The organism is Micromonospora radicis, assembly GCF_003583405.1.
Classification (GTDB): Bacteria; Actinomycetota; Actinomycetes; order Mycobacteriales; family Micromonosporaceae; genus Micromonospora; species Micromonospora radicis.
Genome location: NZ_QXEC01000010.1, coordinates 158,086 through 177,508, shown reverse-complemented (window position 1 = coordinate 177,508; position 19,423 = coordinate 158,086). Strand labels below are relative to the sequence as shown.

Sequence of the window (19,423 nt, the reverse complement as noted above, 5' to 3'; positions counted from 1 at the left end):
CGGCCGGGAGAGATCTGGCCGGTCTGCTCGCTCACGGCCGCGCCCCGGTGGTCGGCTCGCGTCCGCTCGCTCACGGCGATGTCACCTCGTCGGAAATGGTCGCGCTGGGCACCCGCCGGAACCGGTAAAGTCGCTCGTCCCGGCACCGAAAGGGCTGCGGAAGGAGGGTAGCGGCGCGGGCTCGGTCACCGCCACTGCGGCACCCCCGGTGAACCCAAACGTTATCCTATCGATCCGGACATTTAGGTCTTTGGTGGAATCGGACTTCCGACGATACTCCACCGACGGTCACCGTCGGCTCGGCGTCGTCGCCGGTCAGGGATGTTCCATGATCAGTACGGCGAAGGTGCCCGGCTCCAGGGCCTCGTAGTGGTGTGGTGCGTCACCGGGAAAGGTGGCGTAGTCACCCGGGCCGAGTTCCACCTGCTCGTGCTCCGGCCCGCAGCGGAGCCGGCCCGCACCCACCACGAGATGCTCGACGCTGCGTGGGGTGTGCGCGGCGGCGCTGCGTACCCGGCCCGGTTCCAACTCGATCAGGTAGACGTCCCGGCGGGCGTGCGCCGCCCCGGCGGCGAGCAGCGTGCCGGAGAAGTCGGCGTGCTCGGAGCGGATCCGCGGGCCGTCGCCGGCCCGGATCACCCGTACGGCGGCCACCGGCGGCTCGACCAGTCGGCTGAACGGCACGTCGAGTGCCACGCCCAGTGCCCAGAGCGTCTCCACGCTCGGGTTGCCCGTACCGGATTCGAGTTGGGACAGCGTCGACTTGGCGATCCCGGCCCGCCGGGCGAGTTCGGTCAGCGAGAGGCCGACGCGCTGCCGTTCGTGCCGCAGCGCGGCGGCGATGGTGGCCAGTGGGGGCGCGGGATCCGGGGGCATGTTCGCTCCGTCGGTCATGTTGTTCTATTTGACGAACGGTGGGGCCGTGTTCATCATGATGGGCCATGCGTACGCCAGACCGAACGTCGGGGGCAGACCCGATCCGCGACGTCGCCGCCATCGGTGCGGCGATGGTGGCGGTCGGCGCCTCGTTCGGCGCGATGGCGGTCGCGGCGGGGCTGCCCGGCTGGGCCGCGGTCACCATGTCGGTGCTGGTCTACGCCGGCGGTGCGCAGTTCATGGCGGTCGGGTTGGTGGCCGCCGGCAGCCCGCTCGCCGCCGTGCTGGCCGGGCTGCTGCTCAACGCCCGGCATCTGCCGTTCGGGCTGAGCCTCGGCGACGCCCTGGGCCCCCGGCGCTGGCACCGGCTGCTCGGCAGCCATCTGATGACCGACGAGGCGACCGCTTTCACCCTGTCCCGTCCCTCCGACGCCGCCCGGCGACGGGCGTTCTGGCTGGCCGGCGTACTGCTCTTCCTGGCCTGGAACGTCGGCACCGTGCTCGGCGTGCTGGCCGGCGGGGTGGCCGGTGATCCGGCCGCGCTCGGGCTGGACGCGGCGTTTCCGGCGGGCCTGATCGCGCTGCTGTTGCCCACGTTGCGGGACCGGGACATCCGGGCGGCCGCGCTCGGTGGAGCGGTGGTGGCGGTCCTGACCACCCCGCTCCTGCCGGCCGGTCTGCCCGTGCTGTTGGCGCTGGTGGGCCCGGCCCTGCTCGCGCTACACCGGCTCCGGCGCCCCTCGTCGGGTGGGCCCGACCAGCCCTCGGCCGGATCCTCCCCGGCCGACGATCAGTCGGTCGAACCGCCGTCGGCTGCCGGATCGGGCCCCGACCGGCTGCCCGCCGACGAGCCGTCGGTCGAGCTGCCGTCGGCTGAGTCGCCACCGGTCGGAGAAGGGCGGCCCGGCCGCCGACTCGCCGACGTCCCGTCGGCCACGCCGCAGCGGACGCCGAGCGTTCGGGAGGAGGGACGGTGCTGATCGCGGTGATCGTGGCGCTGGCCGTCGGGACGTACGCCTTCCGGGTGGCCGGGGTGCTGGTGCGTGACCGACTCGACCTGCCGGCCTGGGCACTGCGGTTGCTGCCGGCCGGTGCGGCGGCCCTGCTGGCGGCCCTCGCGGCGACCGCGGCGCTGACCGAGGTCGGCGGCTTCGCCGGCTGGGCCCGGCCGGCCGGTGTGCTGGTGGGTGTGCTGCTGGCCTGGCGGCGGGCGCCGTTCGTGCTGGTGGTCATCGCTGCCGCCGGCACCACGGCGCTGCTGCGCCTGCTCGGGGTGCCCTGAGCGGTCAGTCCCGACTGGGGCTGAACCGGTCGGCTCGGGCTGGCGACGACCCGGTCGGCTCGGGCCGGCGGCGACGTGGCCAGCTGCGGCCGGCGGCTCTTGCCGACGCTGATCGCGCCGATCGGCAGGGGTCGGTCAGACCTGGTCGCCGATGGCCACGCGCGGCTCCGGGGTGCGTAGCTTCCGGAAGGTGATCGCCCGCATGATCGCGTAGAGGTAGAGCGACCCCATCCGCTGGGTGCTCTGCGGGAAGCGGGCCCGAACCAGCTTCTTGATCTTGCGAGAGATCAGCACCGAGTCGATCACCACACCGATGGCCAGCGCACCCCACAGCAGGTTTGAGGCCAGCCGGATCACCGGCGGCATCGCCTGGTTCGAGCCGATCAGCACGACCAGCGCGCCACCGAAGAACCAGGTGCCGACGGTACGCCGGGAGTCGACCACGTTGCGGGCCAGCAACCGCTCCGGGCCCCGGTCGCGCGGGCCACCCTCGCGCCGGAACTCGGCGGCCGCCTCGGCCCGCCGTTCGCGTCGCAGCGCCTTCGCCTCGTCCTTGCTCAGCGGCTTGGTGCTCCCCGGCGGCCGGCGGCCGGCGGCCGGCCGCTTCGGCGTCTCGCGCCCCTTGGCGGGGGTGTAGCCACGCGGACGGGTGGACTCGCCCGCCGTCTCCTCCTCGGCCGGGGTCAGCGGCTCGGAGGCGGGGTCGGCGAGGTCGGCGGACTTGCGGCGAAACAGCGACGGCACGCGGCAAGGGTAGCCAACGGCCGGCGTCCGGTGCACATCGCGGTGCACCGGACCCTTGCTGACCATGTCGCCGCCGGCCCGAGCTGACGTCGAGCGGCCCGACCGTGGCTCGGACTACGGCCGCTCGACGTGCGCGCCGAGGTCGGCGAGCTTGGCCTCGAAGTCCTCGTAGCCCCGGTTGATCAGGTCGACGCCGTACACCCGGGAGGTGCCCTCGGCGGCCAGCGCGGCGATCAGGTGGCTGAAGCCGGCCCGCAGGTCGGGAATCACCAGGTCGGCGGCGTGCAGCTTGCTGGGCCCGGCGATCACCGCCGAGTGCTTGAAGTTGCGCCGGCCGAAGCGGCACGGGGTGCCGCCCAGGCAGTCCCGGTAGACCTGGATGTTCGCGCCCATCGAGTTGAGCGCCTCGGTGTAGCCCAGCCGCTGCTCGTAGACCGTCTCGTGGACGATCGACAGGCCCCGGGCCTGGGTCAGGGCGACGACCAGCGGCTGCTGCCAGTCGGTCATGAAGCCCGGGTGCACGTCGGTCTCCAGGGCGGTGGCCTGCAGCTCGCCGCCCGGGTGCCAGAAGCGGATGCCGCCCTCCTGGCCCGGCTGTCCCGGCCGCGGCGGACGGGTGTCGGTCACCTCGTACTCGCCGCCGACCGAGCGGAAGACGTTGAGGAAGGTCATCATGTCGGCCTGCTCGGCACCGAGCACCTCGACGTGACCCCGGGTGGCCAGGGCCGCCGCGGCCCAGCTCGCCGCCTCGATCCGGTCCGGGATCGGCCGGTGGGTGTAGCCGTGCAGCTTCGGTACGCCCTGGATCTCGATCACCCGGTCGGTGTGCACCTTGATGATCGCGCCCATCTTCTGCAGTACGCAGATCAGGTCGATGATCTCCGGCTCCACGGCGGCGTTGCGCAGCTCGGTGACGCCCTCGGCCATCACGGCGGTGAGCAGCACCTGCTCGGTGGCGCCCACGCTCGGGTACGGCAGCGAGAACTTGGTGCCGTGCAGGCCGTTCGGGGCGGACAGGTGCAGCCCCTCGGGCGTCTTGTCGACGGTGGCGCCGAACTCGCGCAGCGCCTGCAGGTGGAAGTCGATCGGCCGCGGCCCGATGTGGCAGCCGCCCAGGTCCGGGATGAAGGCGTGCCCGAGACGGTGCAGCAGCGGCCCGCAGAACAGGATCGGGATCCGGCTGGAACCGGCGTGCACGTTGATCTGGTCGGTGCTGGCGCTCTCCACGTTCGCCGGGTCGAAGACCAGCTCGCCGTCCTCGACGCCGTCGGAGACCTTGACGCCGTGCAGCCCGAGCAGGCCGCGGACCACCTCGACGTCGCGGATCTTGGGTACGTCGAACAGGCGGCTCGGGCTGTCGCCGAGCAGCGCGGCGACCATCGCCTTGGAAACCAGGTTCTTCGCACCGCGCACGCGGATCCGCCCTTGAAGCGGGGTGCCTCCGTGTACGACCAGGACGTCGTCGGTCAACGCAACCTCCAGCGCGTGCGTGCTGCCGTGTCGATGTGGGTTCGCCGCGGGTCGCTACCCACGGCGCGGTCGCGGCCAAACGCACGCGCCCGCGTTGTCGTCCGCCCGGCAGCATAGCCCTCTGTGATGAGAATGGATCCGGTCACACTACCCCTGGGGGCATTTATCGGTGATCCGGCACTTTTATGTGCGGCAATGGTTGCTGAGAGTGATCAGGCGCCGGGTAGTGCGAGCATCTGGTCGAGCGCGACCCGGGCGTGGTGTGCGGTCTCCGCGTCCACGGTGATCCGGTTGACCACCCGGCCGGCGACCAGCTCCTCCAACGCCCATACCAGGTGCGGCAGGTCGATGCGGTTCATCGTCGAGCAGTAGCAGACCGCCTTGTCGAGGAACATGATCTGCTTGTCCGGGTGGGCCAGCGCGAGCCGGCGGACCAGGTTCAGCTCGGTGCCGACCGCCCAGGCCGAACCGGCCGGAGCCGCCTCGATCGTACGGATGATGTACTCGGTCGAGCCCACCTGATCGGCCGCGTTCACCACCTCGTGCCGGCACTCCGGGTGCACCAGCACGTTCACCCCGGGTACCCGCTCGCGTACGTCGTCGACGCTGTCGAGGGTGAACCGGCCGTGCACCGAGCAGTGCCCCCGCCACAGGATCATCCGCGCGTCGCGCAGCTGCTCGGGCGTCAGCCCGCCACCCGGCTTGTGCGGGTCGTAGAGCACGCAGTCGTCCAGCGAGAAGCCCATCTCCAGCACCGCCGTGTTCCGGCCGAGGTGCTGGTCGGGCAGGAAGAGCACCTTCTCGCCCTGCTGGTACGCCCACTCCAGGGCCCGCTTGGCGTTCGAGGAGGTGCAGACCACCCCGCCGTTTCGCCCGACGAAGCCCTTGATGTCAGCCGAAGAGTTCATGTACGTCACCGGAACGGTCCGCGCCGCGATGCCCAGTTCGGTGAGCACGTCCCAGGCGCTCTCGACCTGCGGCAGCGCCGCCATGTCCGCCATCGAACAGCCGGCCGCCAGATCCGGCAGGATGACCTGCTGCGCGGCGGAGGTGAGGATGTCGGCGCTCTCGGCCATGAAGTGCACACCGCAGAAGACGATGTACTCCGCGTCCGGCCGGGCGGCGGCCTCGCGGGCCAGCTTGAACGAGTCGCCGGTCACGTCGGCGAACTGGATCACCTCGTCGCGCTGGTAGTGGTGGCCCAGCACGAAGACCTTGTCGCCGAGCGCGGCCTTCGCCGCCGCCGCCCGGGCCACCAGGTCGGGGTCGCTCGGCGCCGGCAGGTCACCCGGACACTCCACGCCACGCTCGGTGGCGGGGTCGCTGCCGCGGCCGAGGAGCAGCAGCGCAGTGGCGGTGTTGGAGGGCTCAACCCAGGTCGACGTCACGCCCCCATGGTCCCACAGCGCGACCGGCACGCCGCCCCCACCGGTGTGGGCTGCCACACTGCCAGGCATGCGCGTACTGCTCTGTCCGGACAAGTTCGCCGGCACGCTGTCGGCCCCCGAGGTGGCCGCCGCGGTGGCCGACGGCTGGCGGGAGGTCGCTCCCGGCGACGACCTGCTGGTCAGGCCGCTGGCCGACGGGGGGCCCGGCTTCCTCGACGTGCTCGCCGAGGCGCTGCCCGGTCGGCGGGTACCGGTGCCCACGGTCGACCCGCTGGGCCGCCCGGCCGCCGGTGAGATCCTGCTCACCGACGACGGCACGACCGCGTGGCTGGAGAGCGCCCAGGCGTGCGGGCTGCACCTGCTCGACGTGACCGAGCGCGACCCGAAGACCACCACCTCGTACGGCCTGGGGCTGCTGATCGCCGCCGCGGTCGAGGCCGGCGCCCGCACCGTGGTGGTCGGACTGGGCGGCTCGGCGACCAACGACGCGGGTGCGGGGATGCTCGCCGCGCTGGGCGCCGTGGCGCTGGACGCCACCGGGGCGGCCCTGCCGTACGGCGGCGCCGCGCTGTCCACCGCCGCCACGCTCGACGGTGCGCCCCGGCTGCGCGAGGCGCGGTTGATCGCCGCCACCGACGTGGACAACCCGCTGCTCGGCCTGCATGGGGCGAGCAGCGTCTTCGGGCCGCAGAAGGGCGCCGACCGGGCCGACGTGCTGCTGCTCGACGCCGCCCTGCAACGCTTCGCCGAGGTGCTGCAGCACAGCCTGCCCGGCAGTCCCAGCGGGCTGGGCGCGCTGCCCGGTGGCGGTGCCGCCGGTGGCGTCGGCGCCGCGCTGTTGGCGCTCGGTGGACGGTGCGAATCCGGGATCGGGCTGGTCAGCCGGGCCGTCGGGCTGGATGCCGCGCTCGACGACACCGACCTGGTGATCACCGGTGAGGGCAAGTTCGACCACCAGTCGCTGCGCGGCAAGGTGGTGGCCGGCGTCGCCGGTGCCGCCCGGGATCGGGGCGTACCGTGCGTCGTGCTCGCCGGCCAGGTGAGCACCGGGCGGCGGGAGGCGGCGACGGTCGGGGTGACCGAGGCGTACAGCCTGGTGGAGCACTTCGGCGGCGAGGAGAGCGGCGGGTTGGCGGCGGCCCTGGACCGCCCGGGGGAGGGGCTGCGGGCGTTGGGTGCCCGACTGGCTCGCCAGTGGAGCCGTTGACCGGTTCGACGCCCGCCGGTGCCGGTACCCGCCCGCCCGGCGCGCGCCGGAGGTGGACCGGCTGGTCACGCCGCCGGGTGGCCCGGCGGCGGGCGGCCTACAATCGGAAACTGGACCACTGTGGGAATCGCTGACCGGCGGCTGACGTTGGCCAGGGGAGACCACACCACACGCGCGCAGGGAGAATTCCACGTGACCACGCCAGCGCAGACCGAGTCGACCGAGGCCAAGGCCCCCACGTCCGTCGTCCTCACCGACGTCGCGGCGCAGAAGGTCAAGGCCCTGATCGAGCAGGAGGGCCGCGACGACCTGCGGCTCCGGGTCGCCGTACAGCCGGGCGGCTGCTCCGGCCTGCGATACCAGCTCTTCTTCGACGAGCGTTCGCTCGACGGTGACGTCGTCACCGACTACGACGGTGTCGAGGTCGTCGTCGACCGGATGAGCGCCCCGTACCTGGCCGGCGCCACCATCGACTTCGCCGACCGGATCGACGCCCAGGGCTTCACCATCGACAACCCCAACGCGGGTAACTCCTGCGCCTGCGGCGACTCCTTCAGCTGAGCCTCGAGCACTGAGCCTCGACCGTGACGGCGGGTCGGCCCAACCGGGCCGCCCCGCCGTCGCGCGTCCACCCAGCTGCCGTGTTGATCGCGGGATTCTGGTCTTCCCGGCCCGCGCGGCGCGACCGAAACTTCTTGATCAACGCGGCCGGGGCGGAGGTTGGGTGGTTGGGCGGGCTGGTCGCTCGGTGGGCGGGGTGGCGGTAGGCTGACCGCGCTCTGCTCCCGACCCCGAGGGTTGCCATGAAGATCGCCGTGACCGGCTCGATCGCCACCGACCACCTGATGAGTTTCCCGGGCCGGTTCGCCGACCAGCTCATCGCCGACCAGCTGCACAAGGTGTCGCTCTCCTTCCTGGTGGACGACCTGGTGCTGCGCCGGGGCGGGGTGGCGGCCAACATCGCGTTCGGCATGGGGCAGCTCGGCCTGCGTCCGGTGCTGCTCGGCGCCGTCGGCGCCGACTTCGCCGACTACCGCTCCTGGCTGGAGCGGCACGGCGTGGACTGCGACTCGGTGCACATCAGCGAGGTGGCGCACACCGCGCGCTTCGTCTGCACCACCGACACCGACATGTGCCAGATCGCGTCGTTCTACGCGGGCGCGATGAGCGAGGCCCGCAACATCGAACTGCACCCGGTCGCCCAGCGCCTCGGCGGGCTCGACCTGGTGCTGGTCAGCGCCAACGACCCGGAGGCGATGCTGCGGCACTCCGCCGAGTGCCGTGAGCGCGGCTACCGGTTCGCCGCCGACCCGTCGCAGCAGCTCGCCCGGATGGACGGCGCGGACGTGGTGACGCTGATCGACGGCGCCGACTACCTGATGACCAACGACTACGAGAAGTCGTTGCTGCAGAGCAAGGCCGGGCTGAGCGACGAGCAGCTGCTGGACCGGGTCCGCGTCCGGGTCACCACGCTGGGCAAGGACGGTGTGGAGATCGCCGGGCGGGACATCGACCCGATCCACGTGCCCATCGCGCGCCAGACCCAGGCGGTCGACCCCACCGGCGTCGGCGACGCCTTCCGCGCCGGCTTCTTCACCGCGCTGTCCTGGGGCGTCGGGCTGGAACGCGCCGCGCAGGTCGGCTCGCTGCTGGCCACCCTGGTGCTGGAGACCGTCGGCACCCAGGAGTACCAGGTACGCCGGGACCTGTTCGTCAAGCGGCTCGCCGAGTCGTACGGCGACGAGACCGCCGACGAGGTCCGCCCGTACCTGCTGCCCTGACCGCTGGGTCGCCGCGACGGCGCCCCGGCCCACGAGCCTGAACGGTTCCGCGGCGACCTACCGCGACCGGCGCACGTCGTAGCCGGGGCCGGCGGTGGCGCCGAGGAACTCCTGGCCACGCATCCGGCACCAGGCCGGGATGTCCACCGCCGCCGCCGGGTCGTCGGCCAGTACCCGGATCACCCCACCGACCGGCAGCGACGGCAGCCGACGGGCCAGGGCGATCACCGGCAGCGGGCAACGCTGACCGAGGCAGTCGAGCACCGCGTCGGGAGCCGGGGTCTCGGGCGCGGTCACAGCCCGACCACCCCGGCCTCGGCCCGCAGGTCGGCCACGATCCCGGGCAGCTCGGCGAGGAAACGTTCCACGTCGGCGTCGGTGGTACCGGAGTGCAGCGAGACGCGTACGTTGCCGTGCGAGAGCACCCCCATCGCCTCCAGCACGTGCGACGGGCGCAACGTCGACGAGGTGCAGGAGGAGCCGGACGAGACCGCGAAGCCGCGCCGGTCCAGCGCGTGCAGCAGCGCCTCGCCGTCGACGTACAGGCAGGAGAACGTGACCAGGTGCGGCAGCCGGTCGTCCGGGTCGCCGACCACCTCGACGTCCGGCACCTGGGCGGCCACCCGGGACCGGATCCGATCCACCAGCGGCGCCAGCCGGGCCGCCTGCGCCGCCGCGTCGGCCGCCGCCGCGCGCAGGCTCGCCGCCGCCGCGACCACCGCCGGCAGGTTCACCGTCCCGGGAGTACGCCCCGACTCGTGTTCGTCGGCCGGCCAGGGTGACTCCCAGCGGGTGCCCTTGCGGACCACCAGCAGGCCGACGCCGGGCGGGCCACCCCACTTGCGGGCGCTCGCGGTCAGCACCGACCAGCCCTCCGGCACCGGCACCCGTCCCACCGACTGCGCCGCGTCGACGTACAGCGGCACCCCACCGGCCGCGCAGGCCGCCGCGGCGGCCGGCACCGGCTGGACGGTGCCCACCTCGTGACTGGCCGCGATCAGCGCGGCCAGCGCCACCCCGGGGGCGGCGACGGCCGCCGCCCAGGCGTCGAGGTCCAGCCGGCCGAGCCGGTCCACCGGTACCTCCGTCGCGGTGCCGCCGCCGGCCACGTGCCGCTGCGCGGCGTGCAACACGGCGGAGTGTTCGATCGCCGAATGGACCAGTCCGGTGCCGAAGCGCCGCCGCCCGACCAGGCCACCGAGCACGGCCGAGTGTGCCGCCGTCGTACCGCTGGCGGTGAAGGAAAGCTCGTCCGGGCGTACGCCGAGGGGCTCCGCCGCGGCCTCGCGCGCGGCGTCGAGCAACTGGCGGGCGCGCCGGGCCGCCGAGTAGAGCCGATCGGGGTCGGCCCAGCCGTCGTCGAGGGCGGCCAGCAGCGCCTGCCGCGCGACCGGGTGCAGTGGCGCGGCGGTGGCGGCATCCAGGTAGACCGAGGATGGGATCACATCTGCCCACGCTATCGCCTCGGTCGGGACAAGATCCCCCGTCGGGGGCGGACACTGACCCCAACCGGGTCGAGCCCGTCATGGTCGAGTAATCTGCGACCGTCGGTGACGCCTTTGCCGCTGGTGCGGTGGCTCCGCTCGGCGGAGCCGGCCAGATCGAGGAAGCACCGCGGCGCGCTAGGGAGGCAGGACCAGGTGGTCGCAAGGAGTTCGGAGGTACGGCCGACGGCCGTACGGCGCAGCGCGTTCCCGAAAGCCGGTGGCCGGCGGGGGCGTCGTGCCGGGCGTCTCGCCGGCCTCGGATTCGGTGGGGCGGCACTGCTGGTCCTGCTCACGGGCTGTGACGTCGGCGCGGCGTTCGGCGGCTTCGGCTGGCCGCAGGGTGGCATCACCCCCGAGGCCCGGCGGATGTACGACCTGTGGATCGCCTCGTGCATCGCGGCGCTCGCGGTCGGCGTCTTCGTCTGGGCTCTGATCTTCTGGTGCGTGGTGCGCTACCGCAAGCGCGGCAACCAACTGCCCGTGCAGACCCGCTACAACCTGCCGATGGAGTTCCTCTACACCATCGCGCCGGTGCTGGTCGTCGCGGTCCTCTTCTACTACACCGCGGTCGTGCAGACCGACGTGGTGAAGACCACCAACAACCCCGACGTGACCGTCGAGGTGGTGGCCTTCAAGTGGAACTGGCAGTTCAACTACCGGGACGGGCAGGGCGTCGACGCCAACACCACCGCCTCGGTGCTGGGCACCAGCGAGGTCATCCCGATCCTGGTCCTGCCGAGCAACCGGTCCATCCGGTTCGAGGAGACCAGCAAGGACGTCATCCACTCGTTCTGGGTGCCGGAGATGCTGTTCAAGCGGGACGTCATGCCGGGCAGCATCCGCAACGTCTTCGAGGTCTCCTCGCTGGAGTCCGAGGGCGCGTACGTGGGACGCTGCGCCGAGCTGTGCGGCAGCTACCACGCCTTCATGAACTTCGAGCTGCGGGTCGTCTCACCGGAGAACTTCGACCGCTTCCTCGCGGCCAAGCAGGACGGCGCCTCGACCCAGCAGGCGTTGACCTCGATCGGTGAGGAGCCGTACGCGGTCACCACCCGGCCGTTCGAGACGCGGCGTACCCAGGACAACTTCAACCAGGGCAGCGCCCCGGTCGGCGCGGGAAGCTGAGGCGGCGGGCATGAAGACCGAGTGGCGCATCTTCCTGATCATTGCCGCGTTCCTGCTCTTCGCGACCGCCCTGTACGGCGGCTGGACCTGGGCCGACTCGGGTGGCCACGTCGAGTGGATCGGCACCGTCGCCCTGCTCCTGTCGTTCCTGCTCTGCTCGATGTGCGGCGGCTTCTTCTGGTTCGTCTCGCGCCGGATCGACCTGCGGCCGGAGGACCGGCCGGACGGTGAGATCGCCGACGGTGCGGGCGAGATCGGCTTCTTCAGCCCCGGCAGCTACTGGCCGTTCGGCCTGGCGCTGGCCGCCGCGGTCGCCGGCCTGGGTCTGGTGTTCTGGCAGTTCTGGCTGCTGGGGGTGGGCGCGGTTGCGATCATCTTCGCCGCCTGCGGCCTGCTGTTCGAGTACTACACCGGCACCCGCCGCACCGCCGAGCACTGACCCAACCCCAACCGACACCCACGAAGGCCCGCCTCCCCGGAGGCGGGCCTTCGCACACCCCACCCCTCCCTCGCGCCGCCCTCCCCACCCGTCGATCTTGCAGTTCTGGTCGCACTTCTGTCCGGACATGCGGCATTGTGGCGACGGAAAGTGCAAGATCAGCGCGGATGGCGGGGTGGGCGCGGGGTGGGGGCGCGGGCCCGGGGTGGGGGTCCGGGGTGGGGTGGGGGTTAGGCGGCGCGGCGGGGGGTGGGGTGTTGGTGCCGGCGCGGCGAGGTGGTCGGGGCGGGGGCGAGGAACAACGCCGTGCCGCAGCGGGTGCAGGCCAGTTCGGGGCAGGTGGAGCCGTGCCCGTCGAGGCAGGGCGGCACCTCGAACGGCTGGAGGCACTCGCAGGTGTCGCAGTACAGTTCACGCTCGGCCATGTGCGGCTCCTCCCGCTCGCCGGTCCACGGGGCCGCCGGGCGGGACGGCACCGGGGCGGCCGTCGCGGTGACCGTCGACGATCGTGGGAATTACTCACCTGTAGTTTCCCACGCCACCCTGGGACTCTTGCCGCTGCCGCTGCCGCTGCCGCTGCCGCCGCCCGCGGATGGTCAGGCGGTGCGGGCGACCTCGATCCAGCGGTCCAGGCCGCGGGCGGCGGCGCCGGAGTCGATCGACTCGGCGGCCCGGTCCAGGCCGGCGCGAAGGGCGGTGGTCAGGTCGCCGTCCAGCGGGCCCTGGGTGGCCAGCGCCGCAGCGGCGTTGACCAGGACGGCGTCGCGGACCGGACCCGGCTCACCGGCGAGCAGCCGCCGGGCCACGTCGGCGTTGAACGGGGCGTCACCGCCGCGCAGGTCGGCGAGGGTGGCCCGGGGTACGCCGAGGTCGATCGAGTCCACCACGGTCTCCCGTACGGCGCCGCCCTGGGCGATCCAGAATCGGGTCGGTGCGGCGGTGGTGAACTCGTCCAGCCCATCCTCGCCGCGCATGACCAGCACCGAGTCGCCCCGGGCGGCGAAGACCGCCGCCATCACCGGCGCCATCGTCGCGTCGAAGCAGCCGACCGCGCCAGCCCGGGGACGCGCCGGGTTGGTCAACGGGCCGAGGAAGTTGAACGCGGTCGGCACGCCCAACTCCCGGCGGACCGGACCGGCGTGCCGCATGCCCGGGTGGAACCGGGCGGCGAAGCAGAAGCCGATGCCGGCCTCGGTCACACACCGGGCCACCTGCTCGGGGCCGAGATCCAGCGGTACGCCGAGGAACTCCAGCAGGTCGGCGGTGCCGCACGAGGAGGAGGCGGCGCGGTTGCCGTGCTTGACCACGGGTACCCCGGCACCGGCCACGACCAGCGCGGTCATGGTGGAGATGTTCACCGTGTGGGCGAGGTCGCCACCGGTGCCGACCACGTCCAGCGCACCGGCGCGTACCTCCTCGGGCAGCTCGACCGGGACGGCCCGGCGCAGCATCGCCTCGACCAGCCCACTCACCTCGGCCGGCGTCTCGCCCTTGGCGCGCAGCGCCACGGCGAAGCCGGCGATCTGGGCGGGGGCCGCCGAGCCGGACATGATCTCGCCCATCGCCCAGGCGGTGTCGGTGGTGGAGAGTTCCTCCCCGCGCAGCAGCGCGGTGAGCAGGTGCGGCCAGGTCCGATCGCCCATTGCGGGCCTCCCGAGCAGACGAGTGCGGGTGGGGGACCGGCGCCGGCTCACCCGGCGCCGAGGCGGTGCCGGAGGGGGACGTCAGGCGGGTGCGTGCGTACGCAGCAGCTCGGTCACGGTGGCCGCGGTGGTCACCGGGTCGAGCGGGTGCACCAGGGTGGCGTCGACCTCCGCGTAGGCGGCCAGCCATCGGTCGGCGGCGCGGGCGATCACCACGCAGGTCGGCGGGGCGTCGTCGAAGTCGTCCTTGATCTGCCGGGCGATGCCGATGCCGCCACCGGGGGAGGCCTCGCCGTCGAGCACCATCAGGTCGATCTCGTAGTCGTCGACCAGCCGGACGCACTCGGCGTAGTTTGCCGCCTCGACGAACTCGATCCGCAGGTCGGCCGCAGGGCGGGTGCCGACGGCGAGCCGCATCCGGTCGCGTACCTGTGGGTCGTCGCTGTAGAGCAGGACGGTGCACAGACGATCGCTCATGCCGACACTCCGCTTCGCTTGCTGCCGTCCGCCACCGACCGTCGCGGTGAGCCGGCTGGCCCGCCCGCGAATGGCTTCGAGACGGCTTCCACCTCGTAGCTGCGCCGCCGATCGTACCGGTCGGTGTGCTCTGCGCCGCACGCCCCCCGCCGTGCCCGGCTGGTCAGCCGGCGGCCTCGGCGGCGCGCTGCCGGGCCTCCTGGCGGTCCAGTTCGCGGTCGACCCGGCGGGCCTCCCGTTCGGCGTGGCGCATCCACTGCACCACCAGTACGGCGAGCATGGTCACACTGACGAACTCGCCGCCGGCCCACAGGATGCCGCCGGCCAGGACCTGGTCCTCCCAGGGGTCGGCCCAGCTCAACCCCAACGCGGGGTACCAGTCGCCGCCGAACAGGGTGGTGCTCTGCATGATGGTCAGCCCGAGCACGGTGTGGAACGGCACGGAGAGCAGCATCAGCAGGGCCCGGCCGGGGTACGGCCAGCGACCCGGCAGCGGGTCCAGGCCGAGCAGCGGCCAGAAGAACACGCAGCCGGTCATGATGAAGTGGGCGTGCACCAGCTCGTGTGCCCAGGCGTGTTCCAGGGTGTAGCGGTACAGGTCGGTGAAGTACAGCGCGAACGGGTTGACCACGAAGATGGCGAACGCCACCAGCGGGAAGGTGTAGATCCGGGCGATCCGGCTGTGCACCACCGCCAGCAGCCGCTTGCGCGGGCCGGTCGGCAGCGTCCGCAGGGCCAGGGTCACCGGTGCGCCCAGCGCCAGGAAGATCGGCGCGATCATGGAGAGCACCATGTGCTGGACCATGTGCACCGACAGCAGGGTGGTGTCGTACGCGTGCAGGCCGCTGAGGGTGACCGAGGCGATGCCGCCGAGACCGGGCCCGAGGAAGAAGACCGTCCGGGCGACCGGCCAGCGGTCGCCGCGTACCCGCAGCCGGTGCACCCCGTACAGGTAGAGGCCGGCGGCCAGGACCAGGGCGACGGCGAGCCAGTTGTCCAGGCTGGCCTCGGTGACGACCGCGGTGATCGAGAACGGCGGCGGGCCGGCCTCGGCCGCCAGCACCCCCGCGTCGGCCCCGCTGGTCGGGGCCGCGGTGAGCTGCGGCGCGGCCGCCAGGGTCAGCGGGATCGGGTCGACGTGCAGCACGCCAATCAGCCTAGGTCAGGCGAACCGGACGGTACCGATCGGGCCATCCGTATCCGGGTTTGGCCCCCCGCTGATCGCCGGCCGTGGTCAACGGCAATAATGACCGCGTGACTGCGGCCCCAGCCATTGACAAGAGCCGGATCCACTCCCTGACGCGCCCCAACATGGTCAGCGTCGGGACCATCGTCTGGCTCTCCAGCGAGCTCATGTTCTTCGCGGCGTTGTTCGCCATGTACTTCTCCATCCGCGCGGCTGCGCCGGAGCAGTGGGAGAAGCACACCGAGGTGCTCAACATCCCGTACGCGACGACCTTCACGGTGATCCTGGTGCTCTCCTCGATCACCTGCCAGATCGGCGTGTTCGCGGCCGAGCGGGGTGACGTGCACGCGCTGCGGCGCTGGTTCACCATCACCTTCGTGATGGGCCTGATCTTCGTCATGGGCCAGGCCAACGAGTACCGCGAGCTGGTCGCCCACGGCATCAAGATCAACGCGGACGGCTACGGCTCGATGTTCTACCTGACCACCGGCTTCCACGGTCTGCACGTGATCGGCGGTCTGATCGCCTTCGTGATCTTCATGATCCGTACCACCATGGGCCGGTTCACCCCGGCGCAGGCCACCTCGGCGATCGTCGTGTCGTACTACTGGCACTTCGTCGACGTCGTGTGGATCGGGCTCTACGCCATGATCTACTGGCTGCAGTGATCTTGGCGCGCCGCGCCGCGCCGCTGCACCACCCCTGAGACAAGGTCCAAACCGGTTAAGGACACAGGTCATGACTTCTGACAACGACCGCCGACGCGGTCTGCTCGCGCGGTTGCGCGGGCGGCCCGTGGCGCGCAGCAGGGGCCGCCGCCGGCTGGGTGCCGCGGTCCGGCTGGTCGCCGCGCTGATGCTGGCCGGCGGCGCCTACACGCTGCTCGCCCCGAGCGCGTCGGCGCAGGACAATCCGCCGCTGAGCACCGCCGCCGCCGACGGCAAGGCGCTGTTCGACGTGAGTTGTGTGACCTGCCACGGTCGCAACGCGCAGGGGGTCGAGGGGCGCGGGCCGAGCCTCATCGGTGTCGGCGCGGCCTCGGTCGAGTTCCAGGTGAGTTCGGGCCGGATGCCGATGGCCCGGCAGGAGGCCCAGGCCGCCCGCAAGCCCGTGGTGTTCAGCCCGGACGAGATCGACCAGCTGGCCGCGTACGTCCAGGAGCTGGGTGGCGGCCCGGTCGTACCGGCCGGGGACAACCTGCACGCCGACGGCAACGTCGCGATCGGCGGTGAGCTGTACCGGATCAACTGCTCGCAGTGCCACGCGTTCAGCGGCGGCGGCGGTGCCCTCTCCTCCGGCAAGTACGCCCCGAGCCTGCGACCGGCCACCGACCGGCAGATCTACGCGGCGATGCTGAGTGGTCCGCAGAACATGCCGGTCTTCGGTGACAACCAGATCACGCCGGAGCAGAAGGCGGACATCATCGCCTACATCCAGCAGACCCTGAACTCCGACGGCGACCCGGGCGGGTTCAACCTGGGCCGGTACGGACCCTCCACCGAGGGCATCGCGATCTTCCTGGTCGGCATCGTCGCGCTGGTCTTCGCCAGCCTGTGGATTGCGGGCAAGTCGTGACCGGGGGCAACATGAGCACGCACACCGCCGAGCCGGGACACGAGCCGGTCGACCTGAACGACCCACGGCTGAGCCGGTTCGACATCGTCCGCGAGGGCGCGCGCCGGGACGACATCGAGATCGTCCACTACGAGCCGCAGGTCGTCCCGGGCAGCAAGGCCGAGCGTCGGCTGGTCCGTACGGTGGCGGCGATGTTCCTGCTCACCGGTGTGGCGGCGACCGCCTTCCTGGTGATCTACATCTGGTGGCCCTGGGAGTACGAGCCGGGTCGCGGCGGCGACAAGCTCTACACCCCGCTGCTCGGCGTGACCCTCGGCATCGCGCTGCTGGGCATCGGCTTCGGCATCCTCACCTGGGGCAAGAAGCTGCTGCCCAAGGAGGTGTCGATCCAGGACCGGCATGAGGGCGTGGTGTCCAGCGACGACCGGCTGATCACCGGCGAGACCATGACGTACATGGCCGACGAGCTGGGCGTGAAGCGCCGCCCGCTGCTCGGCGTGTCGCTGCTGGCCGGGTTGGCCCCGGTCGGCGCGGTCGTCGCGGCACCGCTGGTGGGTGGGCTGATCTCCCAGCCGCACAAGAACAACCAGATGTTCACCACCGGGTTCGCCCCCCGGGACGGGCAGAAGATCCGGCTGATCCGCGAGGACGGGCGGCCGATCCGGCCGGCCGACATCAGCGCCGGTGGCCAGATCACCGTCTTCCCGGGCGTGGAGCACGGCGTGAGCAACAAGTACGCCGACTCGCCGACCCTGCTGATCCACCTGCGGGACGCCGACGCCGAGGAATCGCGCCGCAACAACGAGCGCGAGGGCCACGGCGACTACATGTGGGGCAACTACGCCGCCTACTCGAAGATCTGCACGCACGCCGGCTGCCCGGCGAGCCTGTACGAGCAGCAGACCAACCGTCTGCTCTGCCCGTGCCACCAGTCGCAGTTCCTGATCACCGACAACGCCAAGCCCGTCTTCGGCCCGGCCAGCCGGCGACTGCCGCAGTTGCCGATCGAGGTCGACGCCGAGGGCTACTTCGTGGCTAGGTCCGACTACACCGAAACCGTCGGGCCCGACTTCTGGGAGCGGCCGTGAAGCGGCGCAAGTTTGACGTAGCAGCGGTGCCGGGCAACACCGCCCGGGCGGTCGACGACCGCTTCCAGGTGGCCACCCCCCTGCGCCGGCTGCTCAACAAGGTCTTCCCCGACCACTGGTCGTTCCTGCTCGGCGAGATCGCGCTTTTCTCGTTCATCGTCCTGCTGCTCACCGGTGTCTTCCTGACCTTCTTCTTCGAGCCGTCGATGACGGAGGTCATCTACAACGGCAGCTACGCCCCGCTGCGGGGCACCCCGATGTCGGCCGCGTACGCCTCCAGTCTGGACATCTCGTTCGACGTCCGGGGTGGCCTGATCATGCGGCAGATGCACCACTGGGCGGCGCTGCTGTTCATGGCCGCGATCGTGGTCCACATGCTGCGGATCTTCTTCACCGGCGCGTTCCGCAAGCCGCGTGAGACCAACTGGATCATCGGCTCGCTGCTGTTCTGGGTCGGCTTCCTGGCCGGCTTCACCGGTTACTCGCTGCCGGACGACGGCCTCTCCGGCACCGGCCTGCGGATCGCCTCGGCGATCATGCTGTCCATCCCGGTGATCGGCTCCTGGGTGACCACCTCGATCTTCGGCGGTGAGTTCCCCGGCACCATCATCATCAGCCGGTTCTTCATCGCCCACGTGCTGCTCATCCCGGCGCTGCTGGTCGCGCTGATCAGCGTCCACCTGGGCCTGGTCTTCAAGCAGAAGCACACCCAGTGGCCGGGCCCCGGGCGGACCAACGGCAACGTCGTCGGCGAGCGGATGTTCCCCCGGTACGCGATCAAGCAGGGCGGCTTCTTCATGGTCGTCTTCGGCGTGATCGCGCTGATGGGTGGCCTGTTCCAGATCAACCCGATCTGGCTGTTCGGCCCGTACGAGGCGTGGGTGGTCTCGGCCGCCAGCCAGCCGGACTGGTACGTCATGTTCCTCGACGGGTCGACCCGACTGATGCCGGACTGGGAGATCTTCATCCCGATCGGCGACGGCTACGTGATCCCGCCGCTGTTCTGGCCGACCGTGGTGCTACCCGGCATCCTGGTGGGGCTCTCCACGCTCTATCCGTTCCTGGAGGCCCGCTACCTGAAGGACTACCGGAGCCACAACCTGCTCCAGCGTCCCCGGGACGTGCCGTTCCGGACCGGTCTGGGCGCGATGGCCATCACGTTCTACGTCATCCTCACCCTCTCCGGGGCGAACGACGTCATCGCCGACAAGTTCCACATCAGCCTGAACGCGATGACCTGGGCGGGCCGGATCGGTCTGTTGATCCTGCCGCCAATCGCCTACTACGTCACCTACCGGCTCTGCCTCGGCCTGCAGCAGCACGACCGGGAGGTGCTCGCGCACGGCGTGGAGACGGGCATCATCCGGCGCCTGCCGGACGGCCGGTTCGTCGAGGTGCACCAGCCGCTCAGCGCGCCCGACGAGCACGGGCACGGCGAGCTGCCGTACGCCGGCTGGGTCGTGCCGAAGAAGATGAACCGGCTCGGTGCCCTCGGCCCGGCCGTCCGGGGCTTCTTCTACCCGATCGAGAAGCCGGCCGAGGCGCCGGTCTCGCCGGGACACCCGCCGGTCGAACCGCGCGCCGAGCGTGCCGAGATCGGCAGCGGGGAGAAGCAGAGCTGAGGTTCGCCACAGCGTGACGTGGCGCCCGCCGGA

Annotated in this window: 21 protein-coding genes; 11 read left to right on the top strand and 10 right to left on the bottom strand. The window is 71.7% G+C overall.

Going from position 1 to position 19,423, the window contains the following annotated elements:
* Positions 1-315 precede the first annotated feature (315 nt).
* On the bottom strand, positions 316-876 hold the full coding sequence (locus tag D2L64_RS13140; RefSeq protein WP_119575898.1) for a helix-turn-helix domain-containing protein: 561 nt from the start codon (positions 874-876) through the stop codon (positions 316-318).
* Positions 877-941: 65 nt separating this feature from the next.
* Here D2L64_RS13140 and D2L64_RS13135 point away from each other — a divergent pair, with 65 nt between their 5' ends.
* Positions 942-1,856: an AzlC family ABC transporter permease gene (locus tag D2L64_RS13135; RefSeq protein ID WP_233558929.1), complete on the top strand. Its 915-nt coding sequence runs from the start codon at positions 942-944 to the stop codon at positions 1,854-1,856.
* The gene (locus D2L64_RS13130; protein ID WP_119575775.1) at positions 1,850-2,158 is read left to right on the top strand and encodes an AzlD domain-containing protein; all 309 of its coding nucleotides are present in this window, start codon (positions 1,850-1,852) and stop codon (positions 2,156-2,158) included. The genes D2L64_RS13135 and D2L64_RS13130 overlap by 7 nt, the downstream gene beginning before the upstream one ends.
* 135 nt (positions 2,159-2,293) lie before the next feature.
* Here the strand turns inward: D2L64_RS13130 and D2L64_RS13125 are convergent, their stop codons facing one another.
* The 3 genes from D2L64_RS13125 to nadA all read right to left on the bottom strand — a co-directional run bounded on the left by D2L64_RS13125 (position 2,294) and on the right by nadA (position 5,760).
* Positions 2,294-2,902, bottom strand: coding sequence for a DUF3043 domain-containing protein (locus tag D2L64_RS13125; protein WP_119575773.1), 609 nt, complete (start codon positions 2,900-2,902; stop codon positions 2,294-2,296).
* Between the two features lie 114 nt (positions 2,903-3,016).
* The gene (gene murA, locus D2L64_RS13120) at positions 3,017-4,372 is read right to left on the bottom strand and encodes a UDP-N-acetylglucosamine 1-carboxyvinyltransferase (protein WP_119575772.1); all 1,356 of its coding nucleotides are present in this window, start codon (positions 4,370-4,372) and stop codon (positions 3,017-3,019) included.
* 212 nt (positions 4,373-4,584) lie between these two features.
* A complete protein-coding gene (nadA, locus tag D2L64_RS13115) occupies positions 4,585-5,760 on the bottom strand; it encodes a quinolinate synthase NadA (protein ID WP_119575895.1) in 1,176 nt (391 codons plus the stop codon).
* A 67-nt stretch (positions 5,761-5,827) separates the two neighbouring features.
* On the opposite strand from nadA, the gene D2L64_RS13110 reads away from it, so the two are divergent.
* The 3 genes from D2L64_RS13110 to D2L64_RS13100 all read left to right on the top strand — a co-directional run bounded on the left by D2L64_RS13110 (position 5,828) and on the right by D2L64_RS13100 (position 8,748).
* Positions 5,828-6,967, top strand: a complete 1,140-nt coding sequence (locus D2L64_RS13110; protein WP_119575770.1) for a glycerate kinase family protein — start codon at positions 5,828-5,830, stop codon at positions 6,965-6,967.
* A 192-nt stretch (positions 6,968-7,159) separates the two neighbouring features.
* Complete coding sequence (gene erpA, locus D2L64_RS13105; protein ID WP_013735179.1) at positions 7,160-7,528, top strand: iron-sulfur cluster insertion protein ErpA; 369 nt, start codon at positions 7,160-7,162, stop codon at positions 7,526-7,528.
* 242 nt (positions 7,529-7,770) lie between these two features.
* Positions 7,771-8,748: a carbohydrate kinase family protein gene (locus D2L64_RS13100; protein ID WP_119575768.1), complete on the top strand. Its 978-nt coding sequence runs from the start codon at positions 7,771-7,773 to the stop codon at positions 8,746-8,748.
* Between the two features lie 57 nt (positions 8,749-8,805).
* On the opposite strand, the gene D2L64_RS13095 is transcribed toward D2L64_RS13100, so the two are convergent.
* Both D2L64_RS13095 and D2L64_RS13090 read right to left on the bottom strand, forming a co-directional pair.
* Complete coding sequence (locus tag D2L64_RS13095; protein WP_119575766.1) at positions 8,806-9,045, bottom strand: sulfurtransferase TusA family protein; 240 nt, start codon at positions 9,043-9,045, stop codon at positions 8,806-8,808.
* Entirely contained in the window at positions 9,042-10,193 is a 1,152-nt protein-coding gene (locus D2L64_RS13090; protein WP_119575764.1) for a cysteine desulfurase family protein, read from the bottom strand. The genes D2L64_RS13095 and D2L64_RS13090 overlap by 4 nt, the downstream gene beginning before the upstream one ends.
* Positions 10,194-10,388: 195 nt before the next feature.
* Here D2L64_RS13090 and ctaC point away from each other — a divergent pair, with 195 nt between their 5' ends.
* A complete protein-coding gene (gene ctaC, locus D2L64_RS13085) occupies positions 10,389-11,360 on the top strand; it encodes an aa3-type cytochrome oxidase subunit II (protein ID WP_119575762.1) in 972 nt (323 codons plus the stop codon).
* A gap of 10 nt (positions 11,361-11,370) precedes the next feature.
* On the top strand, positions 11,371-11,799 hold the full coding sequence (locus D2L64_RS13080) for a cytochrome c oxidase subunit 4 (protein WP_119575760.1): 429 nt from the start codon (positions 11,371-11,373) through the stop codon (positions 11,797-11,799).
* A gap of 230 nt (positions 11,800-12,029) precedes the next feature.
* Here D2L64_RS13080 and D2L64_RS13070 read toward each other — a convergent pair whose 3' ends face one another.
* The 4 genes from D2L64_RS13070 to D2L64_RS13055 all read right to left on the bottom strand — a co-directional run bounded on the left by D2L64_RS13070 (position 12,030) and on the right by D2L64_RS13055 (position 15,066).
* Positions 12,030-12,224, bottom strand: a complete 195-nt coding sequence (locus tag D2L64_RS13070) for a hypothetical protein (protein ID WP_119575892.1) — start codon at positions 12,222-12,224, stop codon at positions 12,030-12,032.
* Between the two features lie 171 nt (positions 12,225-12,395).
* The gene (trpD, locus tag D2L64_RS13065) at positions 12,396-13,442 is read right to left on the bottom strand and encodes an anthranilate phosphoribosyltransferase (protein ID WP_119575758.1); all 1,047 of its coding nucleotides are present in this window, start codon (positions 13,440-13,442) and stop codon (positions 12,396-12,398) included.
* An 81-nt stretch (positions 13,443-13,523) separates the two neighbouring features.
* A complete protein-coding gene (locus tag D2L64_RS13060; RefSeq protein WP_119575756.1) occupies positions 13,524-13,919 on the bottom strand; it encodes a response regulator in 396 nt (131 codons plus the stop codon).
* Between the two features lie 163 nt (positions 13,920-14,082).
* Complete coding sequence (locus tag D2L64_RS13055; RefSeq protein WP_119575754.1) at positions 14,083-15,066, bottom strand: cytochrome c oxidase assembly protein; 984 nt, start codon at positions 15,064-15,066, stop codon at positions 14,083-14,085.
* A gap of 107 nt (positions 15,067-15,173) precedes the next feature.
* Here D2L64_RS13055 and ctaE point away from each other — a divergent pair, with 107 nt between their 5' ends.
* From ctaE to qcrB, 4 genes are all read left to right on the top strand, one after another.
* Positions 15,174-15,773: an aa3-type cytochrome oxidase subunit III gene (gene ctaE, locus D2L64_RS13050; RefSeq protein WP_119575752.1), complete on the top strand. Its 600-nt coding sequence runs from the start codon at positions 15,174-15,176 to the stop codon at positions 15,771-15,773.
* A gap of 70 nt (positions 15,774-15,843) precedes the next feature.
* Positions 15,844-16,680: a cytochrome bc1 complex diheme cytochrome c subunit gene (gene qcrC, locus D2L64_RS13045; RefSeq protein WP_119575750.1), complete on the top strand. Its 837-nt coding sequence runs from the start codon at positions 15,844-15,846 to the stop codon at positions 16,678-16,680.
* Between the two features lie 11 nt (positions 16,681-16,691).
* Complete coding sequence (qcrA, locus tag D2L64_RS13040) at positions 16,692-17,768, top strand: cytochrome bc1 complex Rieske iron-sulfur subunit (protein ID WP_119575889.1); 1,077 nt, start codon at positions 16,692-16,694, stop codon at positions 17,766-17,768.
* Complete coding sequence (gene qcrB, locus D2L64_RS13035) at positions 17,765-19,390, top strand: cytochrome bc1 complex cytochrome b subunit (protein WP_119575748.1); 1,626 nt, start codon at positions 17,765-17,767, stop codon at positions 19,388-19,390. Before qcrA ends, qcrB begins: the two co-directional genes overlap by 4 nt.
* Positions 19,391-19,423 lie beyond the last annotated feature (33 nt).

Coding starts and splice junctions, on each gene's coding strand:
- D2L64_RS13140 (WP_119575898.1), bottom strand. CDS start 876: ATGCCCCCGGATCCCGCGCCCCCACTGGCCACCATCGCCGCCGCGCTG.
- D2L64_RS13080 (WP_119575760.1), top strand. CDS start 11,371: ATGAAGACCGAGTGGCGCATCTTCCTGATCATTGCCGCGTTCCTGCTC.
- D2L64_RS13100 (WP_119575768.1), top strand. CDS start 7,771: ATGAAGATCGCCGTGACCGGCTCGATCGCCACCGACCACCTGATGAGT.
- trpD (WP_119575758.1), bottom strand. CDS start 13,442: ATGGGCGATCGGACCTGGCCGCACCTGCTCACCGCGCTGCTGCGCGGG.
- qcrA (WP_119575889.1), top strand. CDS start 16,692: ATGAGCACGCACACCGCCGAGCCGGGACACGAGCCGGTCGACCTGAAC.
- qcrC (WP_119575750.1), top strand. CDS start 15,844: ATGACTTCTGACAACGACCGCCGACGCGGTCTGCTCGCGCGGTTGCGC.
- D2L64_RS13070 (WP_119575892.1), bottom strand. CDS start 12,224: ATGGCCGAGCGTGAACTGTACTGCGACACCTGCGAGTGCCTCCAGCCG.
- D2L64_RS13135 (WP_233558929.1), top strand. CDS start 942: ATGCGTACGCCAGACCGAACGTCGGGGGCAGACCCGATCCGCGACGTC.
- D2L64_RS13110 (WP_119575770.1), top strand. CDS start 5,828: ATGCGCGTACTGCTCTGTCCGGACAAGTTCGCCGGCACGCTGTCGGCC.
- D2L64_RS13060 (WP_119575756.1), bottom strand. CDS start 13,919: ATGAGCGATCGTCTGTGCACCGTCCTGCTCTACAGCGACGACCCACAG.